Genomic DNA, 20,708 nt, shown 5'->3' with positions numbered 1-20,708 from the left:
CCCGTCTCCGCAGGCGGAGACTCCCCCGGGATATTTTTGGCCAGATGAAGCCGGTTCCGCATCGGATGCTGGACCGAAAAAGATACATCTAAACAGTGGGTTTAAATGGCGATGTGCCCCGGCTAGGCTGATCCCGACAGAGGGGAGAACCTGGGATGGATTTGAGCCAGACAACTGCAACAGAATTGTTGAACGCGATTGCTGCAGGGCAATTGACGGCGGTCGATTTGATGCAGGAAACGCTGAACCGGATTGCATCGGTCAATCAATCAGCGAATGCCATTGTGGCCTTGCGCGATGCAGATACGTTGATGGCCGAGGCGCGCGCATTGGATGCCGGGCCAAACCGGGGCCCGCTGCATGGGTTGCCGATCGCGGTCAAGGATCTGGTCGAGGTCGAGGGCATCGTATCTTCGCAGGGGTCGCCGATTTTTCAGGACCATATTCCGCAAAAGGACGATCTGATTGCCGCGCGGATGCGTGCGGCGGGGGCGATCCTGATTGGCAAGACCAATACGCCGGAATTCGGGTTGGGCTCTCATACCTTTAATCCGGTCTATGGGGCCACACCCAACCCTTACGATCCGACCCGGACTTGTGGTGGGTCGTCCGGCGGTGCGGCGGTTGCGCTGGCGACGGGGATGGTGGCGCTGGCAGATGGATCGGACATGATGGGTAGCCTGCGCAATCCGGCGGCCTGGAACAATGTCTATGGGTTCCGCCCAAGTTGGGGGCGTGTCCCGTCCGAACCCGAGGGTGACGGCTTTCTGCATCAGCTTTCGACACTTGGCCCCATGGCGCGCAGCCCCGAAGATCTGAGCGTGCTGCTGGATGTGATTGCCGGGCCTGATCCGCGTCACCCGCTGGGGGTCGAAAGCCCTGCGGTTTCGCCCCTTGGCGTTGCGGATATGAAGGGTATGCGGATTGGCTGGCTGGATGATTGGGGTGGTGCCTTTCCGTTCGAAGACGGCATTCGCGACTTGTGCCGGGATGCCCTGTCGGTTTTTGTGGATCTCGGTGCCGAGGTCGTTCCTGTCGCGCCGCCGTTCGAGGCTGAGCGTATCTGGGACAGCTGGGTTACCTTGCGGGCCTGGAACGTAGCGGCAGGCTTTGTGCCGCTGACCGAGCATCGCGCGTCGCTGAAAGATACAGCGCAATGGGAGTTGGATCAGGGCTTGGCTTTAACCGCGATGCAGGTGCACCGCGCCAGCGTTATCAGATCGGATTGGTTTCGCCGCGCAACTGAGGTTTTTCAGGATTATGACGCTCTGGTCCTGCCATCCGCACAGGTTTGGCCGTTTGAAATCGAAACGCCGTATCCGACAGAGATCGCGGGGAAAAGGATGGATACCTATCATCGGTGGATGGAGGTTGTTGTTCCGGTCAGCCTGATCGGTTTGCCTTGCCTTTCGGTGCCCGTTGGATTTGGGGTCGAAGGGTTGCCCATGGGGATGCAGGTCTTTGGGCCGCGTGGCTCTGATGAGCGCATCCTGTCGATGGGGGCGGCATATCATGCGGCGACTGGATGGCCTCAAAGACGACCGGTCGGGTAACAAGGCACACGAGGGAGGAGGGACAGGACATGGAAAAACCGTTTGGCGTGCCGGAAATGCGCCCGGTGACGATTGAAATGTTGCGCCTTGCCCTGGGACGGGCTTGGGCTGATTTTCGCAGAGCCCCGATCTTTGGCCTGATGTTCGCTGGCTTTTACGTGCTGGCGGGATGGGCGATGGCCTGGGTCACGGTGCAGACAGGGACAACCTTTTGGCTGGTTCTTGCGACAATCGGGTTTCCGTTGCTGGGGCCTTTCGCAGCCGTCGGGTTGTATGAGGTGTCGCACCGGCTGGAACTTGGCGAGCCATTGAATATGGCCGCGATACTTGGCGTCGTCGCCCAGCAAAGCCGCCGTCAATTGCCGTCAATCTGCGCCATCGTGGTGGTCATGTTTCTGTTCTGGTTTTTTCTGGGCCACATGATCTTTGCCCTGTTCATGGGGCTGTCGACCATGACCAACGTGTCTTCATCGCTTGAGGTGTTTCTGACGCCAAATGGGTTGACGATGCTGGCCGTTGGAACATTTGTCGGGGCGGTGTTTGCCACGGTGATGTATATGATCACTGTGCTTTCGATCCCGATGTTGTTGGACCGCGAAATTGATTTTGTGACCGCAATGATCGCCAGCTTCAGCTATGTCCGCGCCAATTTGGGGGCCATGTTGGGATGGGGCGTATTTATTGCGGTTCTGACGTTTGTGGCCATGATACCGTGGTTTCTGGGCTTATTGATCGTGCTGCCCTTGCTGGGGCATGCAAGCTGGCATCTGTATCGGCTGATTACGCAGACACAAGGCACAGACGCGGCCTGACACGGGGGGGCGCAGTCAGGTCAGGGCGGGTACCGCAGGTTTTTCCGAACGCCGCGCGGTACGGGCCGCCGCCAGAACTGCTGCGGGATCCTCGCCCAGATGGCGCAGCAGAATGCGCCGTGTCGTGGTGGCGCTGGCCGTGGTCTTGGACAGGCAAATCGCAACACCGCGCCAGCGATCCGAATGCTCATCCATGCCACGTGTCACCAGATAGATCCGGCTGTTTTGTGAGGCCCGGCTGGACATCAGGATATAGATCTGGCGACCGGCGCAGGCGGCAATCCCCTGGACCTCGCGGTCCATCGGTGATCCTCCGGGCATTCCGTGTCCGGGTTCATAGCCCCGCACCAGGGTACATTGCGGCAATCTGCGCGCGTGAAACAGCCTGTGCCGGGATGGCTGGGGTTCGTCCAGTTCCGTTTCAGTTGCATAATAGAACCCGGCCGGAAACAGCTTTTCGGTCAACGTGGACGGGCCAGAGCCCAAAAAATCGGTCAGGGCCGAGGCTGCGGGATGTGTGGGCAGATACTCGATCTCGTCCAGAGGGCGCAGCAGAATGCGGGCATCGACCTCGAAAAAGCGGCAAATGCGGTCCAGCACGTCGGGGCGGGGAAAGCTTTCGCCGCCCAGATACCTGTTGAATTGGGTCCGGTTGATCCCAAGCTGTCGGCAAAGTTCCGAAATTGATGAGTATTGCTGCGCCAGACGCCTGAGATTAGCGCCGAACATCCTACGCAATTCGGCCGGGTTGCGGATGTCTTTGGTCATTTTTGTCCCAGGTTCTTGTAGCTCATTTCCAGAAAAAACGCGCAGACCCCGACCGGTCGGCCGAATTTGCGTTAAAAATCGTACAGATGACAGTAACGGACGCATCCCAACGCCACGTTATGCCTGAGGCTAACGCCCAAAATGACAAACGCAATAGGCTTTATTCTGTTTTGTGTGATCTTTTGCGGTTTTTCGCTGTTGGGCGAGTCATTGTCGCCCAACAGCATTCTGGCCCGTTTCCCCACCCCTGTCGAAAACCGCGACGGGGTGGGGGGCAAACGTTATTCGCCGCGCAGCAAAGCGGCCACGCCCGTGCGGGCCACTTCTACGTGGCCCAGAGGGCGCATCAGGTCAGCGAAAGCGTCAATTTTGTCGGGCGCGCCGGTGATTTCGAAAATGAACGAATTCAAGGTGCTGTCGACCACATTGGCGCGGAAGATATCGGCAAGGCGCAGCGCCTCGACCCGTTTTTCGCCTTCACCGACAACCTTGATGATGGCCAGTTCGCGCTCAACTGCGGGGCCTTCAACGGTCAGGTCGTGGACCTCGTGCACCGGCACGATCCGGCCCAGCTGTGCCTTGATCTGTTCAATTACCTGCGGTGTGCCGGTGGTGACGATGGTGATGCGGCTGAGGTGACCTGTGTGGTCAACCTCGGCAACCGTCAGGCTTTCGATGTTATAGCCACGGCCCGAGAACAACCCGATGACACGGGCCAGCACGCCGGGTTCATTTTCGACCAGAACAGCGATCGTGTGGCGTTCCTGCACGTCCGAGAAGGTGGGCCGTAGGTTATATGCGGAATGGCGGGTAGAGCCTTTTTTGATATGTAGGGCAGACATGCTGAGCTAGTCCTCTTCGTAGCGAAGGTTCGAGACACCTTCGGAATTCTCTAGAATTTTCCAAATTGCGCCACGCAGCGCATCCACTTTGGGTGCCGCGTGGTATTTTCTGAACATCTTCCTCACATGCTCGGTTTTTGGTGAGAACTGAACCAGATGGCCGTCGCCGTAGTTTGAGCATCCGAAAACCAGGGCAAATGGTTCGTCATGTTCAACTTCGTGGTACCATCCCCAATCCTCGGCGCAGGCGAAAGAAACATCAAACCCGGATGCGGCAAGCTCTGTGCTCAGGAAGGTGCTGAGTTCCTTGCCAAATACATCCGGATTGATGAAATCATCAGCTTCTTCGTTCAACTCGTCCGGCGTTGGCCGGAAGCGCGTTGCATCAAAGCTGATCATCCGCGTTGTCATACCAAAACCGAGCCTTTGGAATCGATCACGCCCTGCGTTTCGGCTTCGCCCAGCAGCATCTCGTTGTGGGCTTTGCCCGACGGGATCATCGGGAAACAGTTTTCATGCTTTTCGACCAGACAGTCAAAGATCACTGGACCGTCATAGTTGATCATCTCCATGATCGCGTCATCCAGATCGGCGGGGTCGGAACACAGGATGCCCTTGGCACCGAATGCCTCGGCAAGTTTGACGAAATCGGGCAGGGCCTCGGACCAGGAATGCGAATACCGCTCGCCATGCAGCAGTTCCTGCCACTGGCGCACCATGCCAAGACGTTCATTGTTCAGGATGAACTGTTTCACCGGCAGGCGATATTGCGCGGCAGTGCCCATTTCCTGCATGTTCATCAACCATGATGCCTCACCCGCCACGTTGATCACCAGCGCATCCGGATGCGCCATCTGCACACCGATCGAGGCGGGGAAACCATATCCCATCGTGCCCAGCCCGCCGGACGTCATCCAACGGTTGGGATCTTCGAACCCAAGATACTGCGCGGCCCACATTTGATGCTGGCCGACCTCGGTGGTGATATACCGGTCGTGTTTTTTAGTAAGTTCCTCAAGACGTTGCAGCGCGTGTTGCGGCTTGATCGTCTTTTCGCTGTTGGTGAAATCCAGGCAGTTCACTTTGCGCCAGTCGGTGATCTGATCCTGCCATTTGGCAACGGCAGCCGCATCGGTTTTGCGACCGCGTGCTTTCCAGACCTTCAGGATGTCCTCAAGCACATGGGCCACATCACCGACAATCGGGATATCCACCCGGATCACCTTGTTGATCGAGGACGGGTCGATGTCGATATGCGCTTTTTTCGAGTTTGGCGAAAACGCATCAATCCGGCCGGTGATCCGGTCATCGAACCGCGCGCCGATATTGATCATCAGATCGCAGTCATGCATCGCCAGGTTGGCCTCGTACAGACCATGCATCCCCAGCATTCCCAGCCAGTTCTTGCCCGAGGCCGGATAGGCACCCAAACCCATCAGGGTCGAAGTGATCGGGAAACCCGTTGCTTCCACCAGTTCACGCAACAACTGGCTGGCCGCGGGGCCAGAGTTGATGACGCCGCCGCCGGTATAGAACACAGGTTTCTTGGCCGTTTCGATCGCTGCAACCAGTTCTGTGATCTCTTCCAGATCGCCTTTCAGAATGGGTTGGTAATGCGAGGTCGACGGTTTCGGCGCGGCATACTCGCCGGATGCGAACTGAACATCCTTGGGAATGTCGACCAGTACCGGACCGGGGCGGCCCGACGTGGCAACGTGGAACGCCTCGTGCATCGTCGCAGCCAACGAGTCTGTGTCCTTGACCAGCCAGTTATGTTTGGTGCAGGGGCGGGTGATACCCACGGTGTCGGCCTCTTGAAAGGCGTCCGAGCCGATCATGAAGGTCGGAACCTGACCGGTCAGAACCACAATCGGAATCGAATCCAGCAGTGCATCCGTCAGACCCGTCACAGCATTGGTGGCGCCGGGGCCGGATGTCACCAGCGCAACGCCGGGCTTGCCGGTCGAACGGGCATATCCTTCGGCTGCGTGGACCGCGCCCTGTTCGTGACGCACCAGTATGTGGCGAATGTCGTTTTGCAGAAAAATCTCATCATAGATCGGTAGCACGGCGCCACCGGGGTATCCGAATACCGTGTCCACACCCTGATCCTTGAGGGCCTGAACCACCATCTTTGCGCCGGTCATCTCACGTGTCATCTGCTTTGCTCCGTTCGCGACATGTGTCTTGCATTTCGCATAAAAAAAGCCCCCGAGATTTTCGGAGGCGCATGGGTTCGATTATGGTTTACCGTTACCGGCCCATGCGCGTGGTTCCTACGATTACGACTAGCGTTCTCATTGCCAGAGGCTCCTTTTTGCTTGGAAGGGACATTATGGGCGGGGAATGGGGGCGTCAACAGGCAATTGCACCAATTTTCTATCCCGAAGGGCAATTTTTTTGACATTTTATTGCGCAGATTGACGCACGTTGGGAATATTCGGGAATTTGAACCTGTAAATGCGCCCGGATGCGGCGACCAGACTTGTACGAAAGCGGCAAGGCAATGTCCGAAACAAGCATGATGAACGGTATTGACTGAGTCACGCTGGCCCCGACCTTACAGGCTATGGAGGCGGACCATGTTGCAGGATCTGGTTGATCTGGGACGGTATCCGATAGATTGCCCGGGCTCGCGGGCATATGATCAGTTGATAAGCGACCTGAGGCGGGAATTGGATCGGGACGGTTGCGCGGTTCTGCCCGGTTTCGTTCACGCGGACGGGGTGGCGCATCTGCTGCAAGAGGCCAAGGCCGTCGCGCCAAAAGCACACCGATCCTTTAGCCGGACAAACGCCTATTTCACCAAAGATGACCCGCGCTTTGGTACAGCCCATCCAGTGCGCCGTTTCTACGACCGCTCGAACGCGTTTGTTCCGGCGGACAACTTTGCGAAATCCAGCCCATTGCGCCGAATTTACGCGTTCGAGGGATTTTTGCCTTTCATCCGCACGGCTTTGAACGAGTCCGAGGACAGGTTTTTTCGCTATGACGATCCGTTGGCCGATGTCATCCTCAATGTGGTTGAGGAAGGGCAGGGGTTTCCCTGGCATTTTGATACCAACAATTACACGGTGACTTTGGCCATTCAAAACGGTGAAGAAGGCGGCGCGTTCGAATATGTCCCGAACCTGCGCAATGCCGAGGACGAGAACTTTAAATCTGTCGCCGCAGTTCTGGACGGCGACAGGGCCCATGTTCACCGGTTAGAGTTGCAACCCGGCGATCTGCAAATTTTCAAAGGGCGTTATTCTTTGCACCGGGTCGCACCAGTAAAAGGCGCGCGCAGCCGGTTTGTCGGTATCTTTTCCTTTGTCGAGGCCGCGGGGATGTGCGGAGGTGTTGAACGCACGCGTCAATTATATGGGCGGGTCTTGCCGCACCATCATGCGCGCGAAGGATTGCGAAAGGATGAGTTGCTGGATTGAAATGTGATAGGTTGATCCCATTCTGTTGACTGATTGCCGGAGGGTCTGATGCCGCGTGTTCTGCAACTTACGCCATTTGTGCTGTGTTCGTCTTTGGACAAGCAGATAGATTTCTATTGCAACCGCCTGGGATTTTCCTGCGGGTTCAAGCAAGAGAACTATGCGTTTTTGTCACGCAGTCCTGTGGCCATTCGGCTGCTGGAATGCCCGCCGCGTGATGACGGGAAAAAGCTGGGGGACGACCAGTCGTTTTATATTGATGTCGAAGGTATCGACGATCTGTACGGAAGTATGCGCGAGGGGTTGTCGGATCTGCCCGAAGGGCGCGTGCGCCCGCCCTTCGACCAGCCCTATCAGCAGCGCGAGTTTCACGTCATCGACGAAGACGGAACATTAGTGTTTTTCGGCGAAGACATCCGGCCACGCCCATAAGCGGGACCTCCCGCCCGCTGTCAGCGCGCCTTTGGCGCACCTCCAACAGTTGGGCCGGGCAGCGCTGCGCGCTGCGGGTGTGCGGGGATCAGAAGCCGGGGCTGGTGCCCTGCAGAACACCGTGTTCCAGCGCATAACGCGTCAGACCGGCGGTGGAAGAGATGCCGAGTTTCCGTTTGATGTTCTTGCGGTGGGTTTCCACGGTACGCACCGAGATATCCAGCACCGAGGCGACCTCTTTGTTGGATTTGCCCTGCGCCAGTTCCAGCAGGATCGTTTGTTCGCGTCCGGTCAGCGCCTCACGCGTGTTTTTCCCCTTGGGTTGCAGGGACCCGCTTGCGCCGGTGCACAGATATTGTTCCCCGCGCATCACCGCGTCGATGGCCTGTTTGATCTCTTCGGTGGGGACATCCTTGAGGATGTAACCTTTGGCACCATGGTTGAGGGCGGTCGAGATATATTCCGGGCTGTCATGCATGGACAGGATCAGGATGCGGGTATCGGGCAGGCGTTCCAGAATGATCTCGGTCGCGCTGAGCCCGCCCAGACCGGGCATGTTCAGGTCCATCAGGATGACATCCGGTGCCAAACCCGCGGCTTGGTCCACGGCATCCTGCCCGCTGCTTAGCGTTCCGACCACCTCAATCCCGGCATAGCTTTCAAGGATCGATTGGATGCCCTCGGCCACCATGGGGTGGTCATCAACGATAAGAACCCTGATCGTCGTCACGCTCATGTACCGGCCTTTCGGTTCGGGGTTGCATCTTCCTGCGGCGGCAGCAGGTGGCTGAGCGGCAGGCTGGCTTCGATCACAGTACCACCGCGCGGGCCGCGTGATGACAGAATGCGCAGCAATCCGTCAAGCTGCTCAATCCGTTCCTGCATGTTGCGCAACCCGATCCCGGCGCTGACCTGCCCCGAACCGCTGGGTAATCCGTGACCATTGTCGGTGATCCGCATGGTCGCGCCTTTTTTATGCCCGCGCAGGTCGATTGTAACACGGGTTGCCCCGGAATGACGTTCGATATTGGTCAGCGCCTCTTGGGCAATTCGGTACAGCGCGATCTTGCTGTCATGATCCAGACGGTTGCGGAACACGACGGTCGAAAACTCGGTCTCGATCCCGGTGCGTTCGCGGAAATCATCGGTCAGCGCCTTAAGGGCAGGTCCAAGCCCCAGATCGTCCAGAACGCCCGGTCGCAAGTCCCGGCTGATGCGGCGAACCTCGGAGATGGCGGTGCCAAGATGGTCGATCCCTTTGTCCAAAGGATCACGGGCCCCGTCGTCGTCGCCGCGTGACAGGCGGCGGCGGGCGTTGTCCAGCGCATAGCGCACACCGACCAGAATCTGGCTGATGCCATCATGCAGCTCGCGCGCGACGCGACCGCGTTCATCCTCTTGTGCGTCGAACACCCGCTGGGTCAGTTCCTTGAGCTTGGCATCGGCCAGCCGCCGTTCGCGAAAGTTCAGCAACATGCCCGAAGCAAAGACGATCAGAACAGCCGCCAGAACAATGCCGCCGATATACAGGAATGTCCGCTGCACGCGGGCCTCGACCTCGGCGCGGGCGTTGGCGACAGTGGCCACGATGTCGTCGATGAACACCCCGGTGCCCACCGCCCATTGCCAATCCTGCAGGCCGACGACATAGGCGATCATCTGGGCCTCTTCCCCGGTGGATGGTTTTTGCCACATGAAACTGTGCCAACCGCCGCCCTGCCTGGCGAGGCTTATGAATTCATCCACGACCGGTGTGCCGTCGCTGTCTGTCAGCCCCTCCCAGTTGCGATTGATGAATTCCGTCTGGCGCGGGCTGACAAGGTTGTTGCCGTCATAATCGTAGACAAAGAAGAACCCGTCTTTCCCGTAGATCATCGCCGACAGTATTTGCGTTACCAGGTTCTGCGCCACCCTGTCGTCGGTCGAGGCCCGCCCATAGATATAGGCAAACCCGTTCCGGGCCTGGGTCACATAGTTCCGCAGTTCTTCTTTTTTGGCTTCGATTAACCGACGCTCCAGCGCCTGAATTTCACGTTCCGCCGTTGCGCGGGATTCATAGGCAACAAACAGGGCAATAGCGGCCACGGCCACAACCAAGGGAATCGCCGCCACAAGTGACAGTTTCTGGCCATAGGTCAGCGAGATCAGGTTTCGGATTCCCCTCATGGTCGAATCGATACGCAAGCTCGCCGGGAAATGCAAAATTTTTGGACATGGATGTGTGGGCGAGACCCGGTTTTAAGGAAAATCGCGACTTTATCTGTCACTTTGACATTTTCGGCATGCAAAAAACCCGGCTGTCTACGCAGTACTAGGTATTCACATTCAAATCTTGGTCATTAGGCTGGCGCACACTGAAAACGACTACGCCCGGCATGAATCCGGGTTTTGAATATATAGGGGAGGAACACTCATATGGATCGTCGTTCATTTCTGAAAACATCCGCAATTGGCGGCTCGGCCGCAGCGGCCACCACGCTGGCAGCACCGGCTTATGCGCAGGGTAAGCGCACGCTGACCATGGTAACGTCGTGGGGCCGTGGTCTGGCGGGCGTTTTCGACAGTGCACAGCGTTGCGCCGACAGCATCACCGCAATGTCCGACGGTAACCTGACCGTCGAGATCAAGGCCGCAGGTGAGCTGGTTGGCGCGTTCGAGGTTTTTGACGCGGTATCATCCGGTCAGGCCGACATGTATCACGCGGCGGACTATTACTTTGTCGGTCAGCACCCGGGCTATGCTTTCTTCACCGCCGTTCCGTTCGGCATGACCGCGCAGGAAATGGTGAACTGGTACTATCAGGACGGCGGCATGGAGCTGCATGACGAATTGGGCCAGATCTTTGGCCTGAAATCCTTCCTGGCCGGTAACACCGGTGCGCAGGCAGGCGGCTGGTACTCGAAAGAGATCAACAGCCCCGAGGATTTCAACGGGCTCAAGTTCCGTATGCCGGGTCTGGGCGGCAAGGCGCTGGGTAAGCTGGGCGCATCCGTACAGAACATCCCGGGTTCGGAAGTGTATCAGGCGCTGTCGTCGGGCGCGATTGACGGGACCGAGTGGATCGGTCCGTGGGCTGACGAAAAGGCCGGTTTCCAGGAAATCACCAAGGTTTACTATACCGCCGGTTTCCACGAGCCAAATGCGGGTCTGTCGCTGGCCACCAACCGCGACGTGTTCGATAGCCTGACACCGGGTCAGCAGAAGATCATCGAGATCGCAGCCGGCGAAGCGCACCAGTGGAACCTGGCGCAGTTCCTGGCCAACAACGGCGCAGCCCTGCAGCGCCTGCAGTCCGGTGGCGTCAAGGTCATGGAATTCCCCGACAGTGTCTGGGACGCATTCGGTGCGGCCAGCCAGGAAGTTCTGGACGAGAACATGGGCGACGAGCTGTTCAAGAAGATTCACGACAGCGCAATGGCGTCGTCGGCGTCTTCCGCAGGATGGCTGGACCTGTCGTCGGGTGTTTACACCACGCAGCGCAACCGCGTTCGCGGCTAACATAAAAGTCTTCTATCAATCGGTTTCCCCGCATCCGCGGGGAAGCCTTTCTTGTTGCAAATGCGCGGTTCGGACAAATCCGCTATAATCAGCAGAGCAACTGATGTGACCTGGGGACAACATGCAGGACGATAACGGTATCTCGTTTTTCGGCGCCCTGTGGAATGGACTGGTGTGGTTCATTCAGAACATTGCCGAAGCCTTCTATAATTTCGGATACGCCATCACGCATCCGCAGCTCTGGCTGAACTGGTCGGACAAAGAAGCGATCATGCGCTTTGTCTATTATGGCGGGTCGGTCGAGTTTTTCTTTGTGATCTTCGCGCTGTTTCTGGTGCTGACGGCCATTGGCCTTTATTACCGGAACTTCATGTGGGGGATCGTGCGCGGGCTTGAGGGGTTTGCCAACACCACCGGGCGTTTCTTTGCCTGGGCGGGCCTGCTGATGGTGATCCAGCAGATCGTCATCGTTTTCATGCAGCGTATCTTTGCGCGTCCCGACATGGCGTTTGGTTTTGGTATCCCGGTGCAGATGGACATCAGCTGGTACGCCGAAGAACTGAAACTCTATAACGCCATGGTCGTCTGTCTGTGCTGTACTTACACATTCGTGCAGGGCGGGCATGTCCGCGTTGATCTGGTCTATGCCGGTATCAGTCACCGGGCCAAACGTGTGGTCGATATGCTGGGGGCGCTGTTGTTCATGATGCCGATGGCGGTGCTGACCTGGATGTATGGTTGGTACTTCATGTGGCGGCACCTGATCGTGCCGAAACCTTCGGCCAGTGACACGCTGGACCGGCTGGTGATGAAATCCCGTGCATTGCGCTGGAACGTGGAAACCATCGGGTTCAGCCCCAATGGGTTCAACGGGTACTTCCTGTTCAAGATCCTGCTGGTGGCCTTTGCCGCCATGGTGTTCCTGCACGCAATCGCGTTCCTGTACCGCTCGTATCTTGAATACGTGGAAGGACCGGACAGCATTGGAAAATACCTCGACAAGGACAGCCTTGGCGAGGGTGAAGAAGCCTACGAAGGCGCACATTAAGGACGGAGACCAAGACAATGCTATTCGGACTTGATGGCGTCGAGATAGGCCTCATTATCGTATTCTTCTGCCTGTTTGGCGGAATCCTTTCCGGCTTTCCGGTGGCCTTTGCCATTGGTGGGGCCGGGATCATCTCATTCGGGATCATTGCCGCGCTGGACAGCGCCGGGCTGTTGATACACCAGGCGATTGACACCGGGTCGCAAGCTTACCGTGACGTGGTGAATTCGGGTGTGAAACCCGATGTGATATCCGTGTTCCGATACCCGGATTTGCCCAGGGTCGGCACGGCGGTCTTCCCGTCTGGCTGGGAAACCGCGCTGGACCGCAACGTGTCCTTCATCGTGAACCGGATGAACGAACGTGTGCTGGCCGGGCAGTCCATCGAAACCCTGCTGGCGGTTTTGATGTTCGTTCTGATGGGTATCACGCTGGAGCGGTCCAAGATCGCGAACGATCTGCTGACCACGATGGCGCGTGTCTTTGGCCCGCTGCCCGGTGGTCTGGCGGTGTCCATCGTTGTGGTGGGGGCCTTCCTTGCAGCCTCGACCGGGATTGTCGGGGCAACCGTGGTGACCATGGGGCTGCTGGCCCTGCCGACCATGTTGCGCCACAATTATTCGCCGGAACTGGCGACGGGTGTGATCGCGGCATCAGGCACGTTGGGGCAGATCATTCCGCCGTCCATCGTGATCGTTCTGTTGGGCACGCTTGCGGGGGATCTGTATTCGACCGCACAGGAAACCCGCGCGGTCGAGGCAGGCTGTACCGACGCGCTGACCTATCTGGGTGAGCCCGCGGTGGTTTCGGTCGGAACGTTGTTTCAGGCGGCCTTGCTGCCGGGGATCATGCTGGCGCTTCTGTATGCGCTGTATGCCTTTGGTTATGCCCTGCTGAACCCGGATAAGGCCCCTGCGGTGCCAATGTCCGGTGGCAGTGGCGAGCCGATTACGCGTGCCGAAGGTCTGATCTGGTTGCTGGGCGCGCCGGTTGCGTTGATCGCAGGGGTTTTCCTGCTGGCCAGCGCAGGTGTGATTGGCAGCCAGAACGTCACGGTTTCGGCGTTCTCGGACATCGGTCAGGGGGCATCGCTGCGGACCAATGTGTCCGAGGAATGCAAGGCGTCGATGATCGCCCTGCACGGGCAATCCGCCTGGGATCAGGCCGTGGTCGAGCAGGACGCGATCAACGCTGCGGGCGGAGTATCTGAGGCGCAACGCCTGAGCGAGGACGAGTTTGCTGCGGCGCAACAGGCGAAGATTGCCGCTGCCGCACCAATCGGCAATGGCGTCGCGGTGATTGTCGTGCTGCTGGGGCTGACGCTGGTCATGGGGCGGGGTATTGCGCCGTCGCGCCCATCTCAGCCGTTGATACTGGGCGCTATCGGGCTGTTGCTGATGTTGCTGGTGGATGTCTTGCTGATCTCGCCGACGACGTCTTCGGGGGCGACTTTTGTGCTGCTGGCGCTGCCTTTTGCGCTGTCCATTTATGGCTGCAAGGCAGCTGCGGCGCGCTGCGCGACCAATGATCTGATCCGGGTGGTATTCCCGCCGCTGGTTCTGATCATCGCGGTTCTGGGTTCGATCCTGGGTGGCGTGACCAACCCGACACCAGCGGCTGCGTTGGGGGCGGGCGGGGCGATCATGCTGGCCGCGTATCGCAAGCTGAAGGATCAGGAAAGATCAGGTAACATCATCATCTGGTCGACCTTTGCTGTGATCATCTGCCTGTTGATTGGCGTGAACTTCGACCTGCGCATCAATCAAAGCGGCGTCACGACCGAAAGCTGGATCGCATTCTTCTTTGCTTATGCGGCCTATCTTTATGCGTTGTTCGGCCTGCTGTTCGGGTGCTGGGTTCTGTTCTCAAGCGGCGTGCTGACCCCGGTGGTGCGTGAAACGGCCAAGGTGACCTCGATGGTGTTTACCATCCTGATCGGGTCGCAGTTGCTGAACCTCGTGGTGATCTCGTTTGGCGGAGAGCATTACATCCAGCAGTTCCTAAAGAGTTTCGACAATGAGTTCACTGTCTTTCTGATCGTGATGCTGGTGTTGTTCATCCTTGGGTTCGTGCTGGATTTCCTAGAGATCATCTACATCGTGATCCCCATCGTCGGCCCGGTGATCTATGGCGGCTCGTTCGATCCGAAATGGGTGACAATCATGGTGGCTGTGAACCTGCAGACCTCGTTCCTGACACCTCCCTTTGGGTTCGCGCTGTTCTATCTGCGCGGGGTTGCACCCAAAGAGGTGACGACCGGCCATATCTATCGTGGGATTGTTCCGTTTGTGTTGATCCAGGTGGCGGGTATCGCGATCCTGTGGTTCTTCCCCTCGATCGTTACCATCGTACCGGATCTGATCCCCAACTGATCGGGCGCAGGAATAAAGACCTTAACCGGAGGCCAGTTGGCCTCCGGTTTTCGATTCAGTCATCGGCTTTTGAATGGGTCAACCGGGTCAGCGCCGACGCCGTGACAAAGCCTGCCTGACTTCCTTGGAAACAAACCAAATGAAAGGGTCGTACAGCGGGCGTTTCACATCCAGAATGTATTCCTTGTGATGAAAAACAGCATAGCCGACGCAAGTCGGCCCACACGAAATTCCGACATGATTCAAAATCAATGCAATGGCCTGTCGGTGATACTCTTCGGGATCGTAGATCGGTCTTAACCGGAAAGATTTTTTGTTATCAGTGCTTTGGGTGATCAGGTGAATTCAATCAAATCCCAGCGGTTGCCAAAGGGATCGCGCCAGACGGCAACGATTCCATAGGGTTCGTGGCGGGGCTCCTCCTCGAATTCGACACCGCAGGCCAGCATTGCCGTGTGGTCGCGCTGGAAATTGTCGGTTTCCAGAAAGAACCCGACGCGCCCGCCTGTCTGGTTGCCAATTGCTGTCTGCTGCGCGGCCCCATCGGCCTTGGCCAGCAAAAGCGATCCAGCATTTGATCCCGGCGGGATGATCCGCACCCATCGTTTCCCGTCGCCAAGATCAATATCCTGCGCCACGGAAAAGTTCAGGCTTTGGGTATAGAAACGGATCGCATCATCGTAATCCGGCACCACAAGGGTAACCGCATGAAGTGTCTGCCGCATGATGTATCAGCCTTTGGTGGGGTGCCGGTCTGGCAATTGGATGCTTGCGACCTGTTCGGCAATAGGGGCGGTCGACAGCGGGTGGTGGCTGGAATCCGACAGGTCAGAGGGGTTGCCAACCGGGGTCCATTCCCCGTGAATATACGCCTCCAACCCCGAAAAACGGGCTTTGTAGCCCATCTTGGGGCTGCCCGGCACCCAATATCCCAAGTAGATATACGGCAGACCCGCCTCGCGGGCGATGTCGATATGATCGAGGATCATGTAGGTCCCCAACGAGCTTTGCGGCTGTTCCGGGTCATAGAAGGAATAGACCATGCTTAACCCGTCATCCAGAACGTCGGTCAGGCTGACGGCAATCAAGTTGCCTGTTTCCGGGTCGGCGTATTCCACAACGCGGCTTCGGATCGGGGTTTCCTCGATCATGGCGGCGAATTCGAAAACATCCATGTCGGCCATGCCACCATCGGCGTGGCGCGTGTCCAGATAGCGGCGGAACAGGTCGTATTGTTCGTCGGTTGCCCAGGGGGAATTGGCTCGGCGCTGCAGATAGGCGTTGCGCTTTGCGGTACGCTTTTGGCTTTTGCTGGGGCTAAAGGCGGACACGTTGATACGCGCGGACAGGCAGGCGGCGCAATCGGTGCAAGATGGGCGATACAGAACGTTCTGCGACCGGCGAAAACCCTGTTGCGACAACGAGTTATTCAGCTGATCCGCACTTTCACCCTGAAGGGCGGTGAACAACTTACGCTCCATCCTGCCCTCAAGGTAAGGGCAGGGTTGGGGGGCCGTCACATAGAATTGTGGCGCAATTGGCAGCGTGTGTCGCATGAAAGTCCCGTGTTTCCTGAAACCAGATGATAACAATGGTTCCTTGGGCCGCCAAGTGATTCACGCCGCTGATTTTTCAGGCCCGTCGATTGATCATCACAGTCCCAAGGAATGTGTCGGTCAGGCCCTGACAGCGTGCGCTGGTCATCATCATGATGACCGATATGATCTGCAAAACCGGAAAAGCCATGCTGACAAAGTACCCGGCGGTATGCGCCACGGCCTTGCCGGTATCCATTCTGGCCCCAAACGCATCGCGCAGTTCAATGCCCATAAAGCGCATGCCCAAAGTGGCAGAGCCGTTTGAAATGGTGACAACGCGGTAAATGAAGCTGATGACCGCATAGATCAGGGCCAGAATGAAAAAGCCCATGCCCAAGGTCAGCAAGAGCGCCGCGGTACACAGCAGAGAGATAAAGGCGATGTCAAAAAGCCAGGCGATAAACCGTTTCATTGAAACAGATTGGTAAAATTCGGGTTGGCTGTTTGGATCGGGCAGGTGGGTCATGTGGTTTAATCCGGGTAATATACGGGAATGACCCTGTCCCAACAGGCGGGACAGGGCAAGTTCGGATCAGGCGCGGTCGCCGTTTTCAGCATCATCGTTGTTTTCGCGGGCGCGTTCGTCCATGAACTGGTCAAACTCGGCCTTGTCCTTGGCGTCGCGCAGACGGCGCATAAAGGCCTCGAAATCCTGTTGCTCGCGTTCAAGCCGGGCAATGGTATCGGATTTGTAGGCATCAAAGGCGCTGTTGCCTGACGGCTTCATCGCGCTCATGTGGCTGTGCCAGGATTTGCGGCGGCTGCAGGATTTGCTGAACATGCGTTTGCTCCAGATCATATAGGCCAGAAAGGCCAGGCCGACGGGCCAGAAAAAGATGAAGCCAAGGATCATGGCGGCGATCCAGGCCCCTTTGCCCTTGTCGTCAAGCCAGGCTTCGGCACGATAGAGCCATCCCGGATTTTCAGGGACGGCGTGGTCGGACAGTGCGGTCATTTGGGTTCTCCGGGTTGATGTAAATTGTGTTCACATTGTCTAGATGGGGTGGTTTTCGGTGGATGCAAGAGGTCAATGTGAAAATGATTTACATTTCGAAATTGCAGCGGTTGACCTTGCCCCGGAACGGGCGCACCTTCCGTGTAGCGCGCCACGATTTCTTTCAAACTTTGACGCGGATGTTTGCAGCAACCCGGTTTAAGGTTGAGTACTAGTACATCGGCCCGCCCAGCTCCGGGCGAGTTGGCAGATTGGGCGGGGCAGGGACGCCTTGGGCTTCCATCCATTCTTTGATCGGCAGCCAACGATCCTGCGGCGCAGCCGTAAAACGATAGCTATCCAGCTCTGCCATCGTTTTTTTCAGTTCCGCAAACCATTGCACCTTCAGGCGCAGTGTGTGGGTTTTGGCCCACGCACGTAGGGCGGACTCCCAGTCCGACGCAGGACGCGCTTACATCTCGCATTCGAGATCGTAAGGGATGCTGTTGGGCCAGACAGACATTCTTGCAGGGCCTTCGGTCAATGGGTGCAAAGTGTTTAAGCCGGGTCCGAAGCGGCCGATTCAATCGACGTTTTAAACGGTATGTTGGGCAAATTTACACACCGCTGGAGTACATCGTTTTTAAACTCTTCTGTGGTCATCGGAACGCCCGAAGCCTCTCGATACCCATCCATATAGCCCAAGATCGCGCCCAAGTAGGCGAGACCGGAAATTGGGGAGGACAACCCAGTCTTGTCATGTTTGACGTCAGCACCTGTGGGACAGATTTGAGGATTTGAACAACGGAGGATTTCTGGTTCATCGTAACCGTCAAGGAGTGAAGATGAACAAGAAATCCGGAACCAGCAAAGCTTCGGCTACCAAGTTGGTCAAAACCATCCGCCGCAAGACGCGGCAAACCTATTCGGCGGAGGAGAAGATCCGCATTGTTTTGGCGGGTCTTCGTGGTGAGGAAAGCATCTCGGCACTGTGTCGGCGCGAGGGCATTTCTGAGAGCCTGTATTACAGCTGGTCAAAGGAGTTCCTCGAAGCCGGGAAACGCCGTCTGTCTGGCGATACAGCCCGGCAAGCGACGTCGCCTGAAGTGAAGGAGCTTCGATCCGAGGCGACGGCACTGAAGGAATGCGTCGCCGATCTGACCCTTGAAAACCGCCTGCTCAAAAAAAGCATGACAGGGGCTGGGGAGTTCGAGGAATGAGATACCCTGCCTCTGAGAAACTGGAGATCATCCGCACCGTTGAGGGGTCCCATCTGCCCACCAAGCAGACCCTGGACATGCTGGGCATCCCCCGCACGACATTTTATCGTTGGTATGATCGCTATGTCGAAGGCGGCTTTGATGCCCTGGCGGATCGCTCACCTTGCCCAAAGTCTGTCTGGAACCGCATTCCACAAGCTAGGCGGGATGATCTGATCGAGTTTGCGTTGGAACATGAGGTGTTAACGACACGGGAGCTGGCGGTCCAATACACCGACGAAAAGCGGTATTTTAYTTCTGAATCATCTGCTTATCGATTTTTGAAGGAAGCTGATCTGATTACCGCACCAGACTACGTCGTGATCAAAGCAGCCGACGAGTTCACGGATAAAACCACCGCCATCAACGAGATGTGGCAGACCGCCTTCACTTACTTCAAGATCATCGGCTGGGGCTGGTTTTATCTCAGCACGATCCTGGACGATTTCAGCCGCTATATCGTTGCCTGGAAGCTCTGCACAAACATGCGGGCCGAAGACGTGACTGACACAATCGAACTGGCTCTGGCGGCATCTGGATGCGACCAGGCCATCGTTCGGCACAAGCCACGCCTGCTGAGTGACAATGGGTCCTGTTACATCTCCGGCGATTTGGCCGAATGGCTGGAAGACCAAAAGATGGGCCATGTTCGCGGCGCTCCGTTCCACCCGCAAACCCAGGGCAAGATCGAGCGTTGGCATCAAACCATGAAGAACCGGGTTCTGCTGGAAAACTACTACCTGCCCGGCGATCTGGAACGTCAGATCGAGGCTTTCGTCGATTACTACAATAACGAGCGATACCACGAGAGCCTGAACAACGTCACACCGGCAGACGTCTACTTCGGGCGTGACAAAGCCATCATCAGAGAAAGGGCAAAGATCAAGAAGCTGACAATCCAACAACGCCGCTTGCAACATCAAAAACAAGCCGCATAATCAATCACGTTAACGAACCAGAGCCTCCAATAATCAAGCCGCTCTGATGTCCCATTTTATATGACGACGGACAATACGTCAAACCCTACGTGAAGCGCGGCAAGAACGACGCCGTTGATGCCGAGGCAATTTGTGAAGCGGTCCGTCGACCAACTATGCGGTTTGTCGAGATCAAAACCGAAGAGCAGCAAGCTATCCTCTCAATTCACCGGACACGAGATCTGGCCGTCCGGCAGCGCACCCAACTAGCCAACATGATCCGCAGCCTTTTGCGTGAGTTTGGGCATATCTTGCCCATTGGGATCGAAGCAGTGACGGCTTTTGCAAAGCGCCACCTGGATGGCGACCAACCAGACATGCCGGAGATCGCGAACGGCATGCTCGGTATCCAATGCTATCAATTGATTGGTTTGAATGAACGTATCGACGGCTATTCCAAGATGATTAAGCAACATGCTCTGCTGAATGCAGACGCACGCCGATTGATGCGCATGCCTGGAATTGGGCCAATCACGGCCTCAGCGATTGTCGCAACGATTGGCGATGCAAAACAGTTCCGGACCGGACGCGATCTGGCGGCCTGGCTCGGACTCACCCCGCTCAACAAGTCCAGCGGCGGCAAGAAACGTCTGGGCAAGATCACGAAGCAGGGTGATCGCTACATTCGCAAGCTGTTGGTCGTGGGCATGACGTCGCGCGCTGTCATGGCAAAGCGATCACCAGAAAAGGTCGATCTGTGGACAGCCAAGATCATCGTCGACAAGCCGTTCCGGCTGGCAACAACCGCTATGGCTAACAAAGCGGCGCGGGCCATCTGGGCGATGCTCACAAAGAAACAGGAATACCGGCAGCCGGCGTTCTGACTGCGCCAGTTGCCCCACGAGATGCAAGACGTTGAAGTGATGATGCGGAAGTAAGTCAACCAAGAGCAAGGACACTCCGGCAATGGCAGCGGCCCTCAGAGGTCGATGAGCCGATTGGAACCTCGCTCGCGGAATTCATCAGGGCCAGTGGCGGCAATGCCACCACGCAAACAGGCCGGACAGACGACAGTACTGACGAAAATACCCGCAAACATCACCAAAAAGTTCTTGCAATGCAGGAGCCACCCACAGATGTCATTCCTTCCGGTCTGTAGATATTGCAATGCAGCGCGCCAAAGCTGCCGTTCATTACACAAGCTAAGCCAGAAGCCTCTCGAACTCATCTTGCGCGGATCAAAGCAC

The 20,708-nt window shown here is 57.1% G+C and carries 19 protein-coding genes and 1 pseudogene; 9 read left to right on the top strand and 11 right to left on the bottom strand.

Annotation, left to right across the window (positions count from 1 at the left end):
- Positions 1–155 precede the first annotated feature (155 nt).
- Together JT51_RS06590 and JT51_RS06585 are read left to right on the top strand one after the other, a co-directional pair.
- On the top strand, positions 156–1,553 hold the full coding sequence (locus tag JT51_RS06590; protein ID WP_200876073.1) for an amidase: 1,398 nt from the start codon (positions 156–158) through the stop codon (positions 1,551–1,553).
- Positions 1,554–1,582: 29 nt separating this feature from the next.
- The gene (locus tag JT51_RS06585; RefSeq protein ID WP_037309785.1) at positions 1,583–2,365 is read left to right on the top strand and encodes a DUF2189 domain-containing protein; all 783 of its coding nucleotides are present in this window, start codon (positions 1,583–1,585) and stop codon (positions 2,363–2,365) included.
- Positions 2,366–2,380: 15 nt separating this feature from the next.
- On the opposite strand, the gene JT51_RS06580 is transcribed toward JT51_RS06585, so the two are convergent.
- The 4 genes from JT51_RS06580 to JT51_RS06565 all read right to left on the bottom strand — a co-directional run bounded on the left by JT51_RS06580 (position 2,381) and on the right by JT51_RS06565 (position 6,134).
- Entirely contained in the window at positions 2,381–3,133 is a 753-nt protein-coding gene (locus JT51_RS06580) for a helix-turn-helix domain-containing protein (RefSeq protein ID WP_037309782.1), read from the bottom strand.
- A 281-nt stretch (positions 3,134–3,414) separates the two neighbouring features.
- Complete coding sequence (ilvN, locus tag JT51_RS06575) at positions 3,415–3,975, bottom strand: acetolactate synthase small subunit (RefSeq protein WP_037309780.1); 561 nt, start codon at positions 3,973–3,975, stop codon at positions 3,415–3,417.
- A gap of 6 nt (positions 3,976–3,981) precedes the next feature.
- A complete protein-coding gene (locus tag JT51_RS06570; RefSeq protein WP_152563313.1) occupies positions 3,982–4,374 on the bottom strand; it encodes a hypothetical protein in 393 nt (130 codons plus the stop codon).
- A gap of 8 nt (positions 4,375–4,382) precedes the next feature.
- Positions 4,383–6,134 carry an acetolactate synthase 3 large subunit gene (locus tag JT51_RS06565; protein ID WP_037309775.1) on the bottom strand — a complete coding sequence of 584 codons (1,752 nt, stop codon included), beginning with the start codon at positions 6,132–6,134 and terminating at the stop codon, positions 4,383–4,385.
- Between the two features lie 423 nt (positions 6,135–6,557).
- Between JT51_RS06565 and JT51_RS06560 the strand changes: the two genes are divergently transcribed.
- The gene (locus tag JT51_RS06560; RefSeq protein WP_037309771.1) at positions 6,558–7,403 is read left to right on the top strand and encodes a hypothetical protein; all 846 of its coding nucleotides are present in this window, start codon (positions 6,558–6,560) and stop codon (positions 7,401–7,403) included.
- Positions 7,404–7,451: 48 nt separating this feature from the next.
- Positions 7,452–7,835, top strand: a complete 384-nt coding sequence (locus JT51_RS06555; protein ID WP_037309769.1) for a bleomycin resistance protein — start codon at positions 7,452–7,454, stop codon at positions 7,833–7,835.
- An 88-nt stretch (positions 7,836–7,923) separates the two neighbouring features.
- Here the strand turns inward: JT51_RS06555 and JT51_RS06550 are convergent, their stop codons facing one another.
- Together JT51_RS06550 and JT51_RS06545 are read right to left on the bottom strand one after the other, a co-directional pair.
- The gene (locus JT51_RS06550) at positions 7,924–8,571 is read right to left on the bottom strand and encodes a response regulator transcription factor (RefSeq protein WP_037309767.1); all 648 of its coding nucleotides are present in this window, start codon (positions 8,569–8,571) and stop codon (positions 7,924–7,926) included.
- Positions 8,568–10,001 carry a cache domain-containing protein gene (locus JT51_RS06545; RefSeq protein WP_037309765.1) on the bottom strand — a complete coding sequence of 478 codons (1,434 nt, stop codon included), beginning with the start codon at positions 9,999–10,001 and terminating at the stop codon, positions 8,568–8,570. Before JT51_RS06545 ends, JT51_RS06550 begins: the two co-directional genes overlap by 4 nt.
- Before the next feature lie 249 nt (positions 10,002–10,250).
- Here JT51_RS06545 and JT51_RS06540 point away from each other — a divergent pair, with 249 nt between their 5' ends.
- The 3 genes from JT51_RS06540 to JT51_RS06530 all read left to right on the top strand — a co-directional run bounded on the left by JT51_RS06540 (position 10,251) and on the right by JT51_RS06530 (position 14,753).
- Positions 10,251–11,333 (top strand): TRAP transporter substrate-binding protein, encoded by a 1,083-nt coding sequence (locus JT51_RS06540; RefSeq protein ID WP_037309761.1) that lies wholly within the window; start codon positions 10,251–10,253, stop codon positions 11,331–11,333.
- 121 nt (positions 11,334–11,454) lie between these two features.
- Positions 11,455–12,381 carry a TRAP transporter small permease subunit gene (locus JT51_RS06535; protein WP_037309759.1) on the top strand — a complete coding sequence of 309 codons (927 nt, stop codon included), beginning with the start codon at positions 11,455–11,457 and terminating at the stop codon, positions 12,379–12,381.
- A 17-nt stretch (positions 12,382–12,398) separates the two neighbouring features.
- Positions 12,399–14,753, top strand: coding sequence for a TRAP transporter large permease (locus JT51_RS06530; RefSeq protein WP_037309756.1), 2,355 nt, complete (start codon positions 12,399–12,401; stop codon positions 14,751–14,753).
- A 335-nt stretch (positions 14,754–15,088) separates the two neighbouring features.
- On the opposite strand, the gene JT51_RS06525 is transcribed toward JT51_RS06530, so the two are convergent.
- From JT51_RS06525 to JT51_RS21965, 5 genes are all read right to left on the bottom strand, one after another.
- Positions 15,089–15,478, bottom strand: a complete 390-nt coding sequence (locus JT51_RS06525; RefSeq protein WP_037309754.1) for a VOC family protein — start codon at positions 15,476–15,478, stop codon at positions 15,089–15,091.
- Positions 15,479–15,484: 6 nt separating this feature from the next.
- Positions 15,485–16,309, bottom strand: coding sequence for an arginyltransferase (locus tag JT51_RS06520; RefSeq protein WP_037309752.1), 825 nt, complete (start codon positions 16,307–16,309; stop codon positions 15,485–15,487).
- Between the two features lie 76 nt (positions 16,310–16,385).
- Positions 16,386–16,817 carry an RDD family protein gene (locus JT51_RS06515; protein WP_037309750.1) on the bottom strand — a complete coding sequence of 144 codons (432 nt, stop codon included), beginning with the start codon at positions 16,815–16,817 and terminating at the stop codon, positions 16,386–16,388.
- Positions 16,818–16,883: 66 nt separating this feature from the next.
- A complete protein-coding gene (locus JT51_RS06510) occupies positions 16,884–17,306 on the bottom strand; it encodes a DUF2852 domain-containing protein (protein ID WP_037309749.1) in 423 nt (140 codons plus the stop codon).
- Positions 17,307–17,517: 211 nt separating this feature from the next.
- A complete protein-coding gene (locus JT51_RS21965) occupies positions 17,518–17,658 on the bottom strand; it encodes a hypothetical protein (protein WP_160175172.1) in 141 nt (46 codons plus the stop codon).
- A gap of 472 nt (positions 17,659–18,130) precedes the next feature.
- Here JT51_RS21965 and JT51_RS06500 point away from each other — a divergent pair.
- Positions 18,131–19,482, top strand: a protein-coding gene (locus JT51_RS06500) for an IS3 family transposase (RefSeq protein WP_419177300.1) whose coding sequence is annotated in 2 segments (ribosomal slippage) — positions 18,131–18,466 and positions 18,469–19,482 — 1,350 coding nt in all. Because the reading frame shifts where the segments join, the coding sequence is not laid out codon by codon here.
- Positions 19,483–19,553: 71 nt separating this feature from the next.
- A pseudogene (locus JT51_RS06495) lies at positions 19,554–20,345 on the top strand (IS110 family transposase); the annotation flags it as partial.
- Between the last annotated feature and the right edge of the window lie 363 nt (positions 20,346–20,708).

It is taken from the genome of Ruegeria halocynthiae, from assembly GCF_000743705.1.
Classification (GTDB): domain Bacteria; phylum Pseudomonadota; class Alphaproteobacteria; order Rhodobacterales; family Rhodobacteraceae; genus Ruegeria; species Ruegeria halocynthiae_B.
The sequence above is the reverse complement of the archived record's forward strand: the minus strand, read 5'-3'. Positions and strand labels throughout refer to the sequence as shown.

What these genes read in the sequence shown, in the direction of transcription:
- JT51_RS06590 (WP_200876073.1), top strand. Translation starts at nt 156, where the DNA reads ATGGATTTGAGCCAGACAACTGCAACAGAATTGTTGAACGCGATTGCT.
- JT51_RS06585 (WP_037309785.1), top strand. Translation starts at nt 1,583, where the DNA reads ATGGAAAAACCGTTTGGCGTGCCGGAAATGCGCCCGGTGACGATTGAA.
- JT51_RS06580 (WP_037309782.1), bottom strand. Translation starts at nt 3,133, where the DNA reads ATGACCAAAGACATCCGCAACCCGGCCGAATTGCGTAGGATGTTCGGC.
- ilvN (WP_037309780.1), bottom strand. Translation starts at nt 3,975, where the DNA reads ATGTCTGCCCTACATATCAAAAAAGGCTCTACCCGCCATTCCGCATAT.
- JT51_RS06570 (WP_152563313.1), bottom strand. Translation starts at nt 4,374, where the DNA reads ATGATCAGCTTTGATGCAACGCGCTTCCGGCCAACGCCGGACGAGTTG.
- JT51_RS06565 (WP_037309775.1), bottom strand. Translation starts at nt 6,134, where the DNA reads ATGACACGTGAGATGACCGGCGCAAAGATGGTGGTTCAGGCCCTCAAG.
- JT51_RS06560 (WP_037309771.1), top strand. Translation starts at nt 6,558, where the DNA reads ATGTTGCAGGATCTGGTTGATCTGGGACGGTATCCGATAGATTGCCCG.
- JT51_RS06555 (WP_037309769.1), top strand. Translation starts at nt 7,452, where the DNA reads ATGCCGCGTGTTCTGCAACTTACGCCATTTGTGCTGTGTTCGTCTTTG.
- JT51_RS06550 (WP_037309767.1), bottom strand. Translation starts at nt 8,571, where the DNA reads ATGAGCGTGACGACGATCAGGGTTCTTATCGTTGATGACCACCCCATG.
- JT51_RS06545 (WP_037309765.1), bottom strand. Translation starts at nt 10,001, where the DNA reads ATGAGGGGAATCCGAAACCTGATCTCGCTGACCTATGGCCAGAAACTG.
- JT51_RS06540 (WP_037309761.1), top strand. Translation starts at nt 10,251, where the DNA reads ATGGATCGTCGTTCATTTCTGAAAACATCCGCAATTGGCGGCTCGGCC.
- JT51_RS06535 (WP_037309759.1), top strand. Translation starts at nt 11,455, where the DNA reads ATGCAGGACGATAACGGTATCTCGTTTTTCGGCGCCCTGTGGAATGGA.
- JT51_RS06530 (WP_037309756.1), top strand. Translation starts at nt 12,399, where the DNA reads ATGCTATTCGGACTTGATGGCGTCGAGATAGGCCTCATTATCGTATTC.
- JT51_RS06525 (WP_037309754.1), bottom strand. Translation starts at nt 15,478, where the DNA reads ATGCGGCAGACACTTCATGCGGTTACCCTTGTGGTGCCGGATTACGAT.
- JT51_RS06520 (WP_037309752.1), bottom strand. Translation starts at nt 16,309, where the DNA reads ATGCGACACACGCTGCCAATTGCGCCACAATTCTATGTGACGGCCCCC.
- JT51_RS06515 (WP_037309750.1), bottom strand. Translation starts at nt 16,817, where the DNA reads ATGACCCACCTGCCCGATCCAAACAGCCAACCCGAATTTTACCAATCT.
- JT51_RS06510 (WP_037309749.1), bottom strand. Translation starts at nt 17,306, where the DNA reads ATGACCGCACTGTCCGACCACGCCGTCCCTGAAAATCCGGGATGGCTC.
- JT51_RS21965 (WP_160175172.1), bottom strand. Translation starts at nt 17,658, where the DNA reads ATGGCAGAGCTGGATAGCTATCGTTTTACGGCTGCGCCGCAGGATCGT.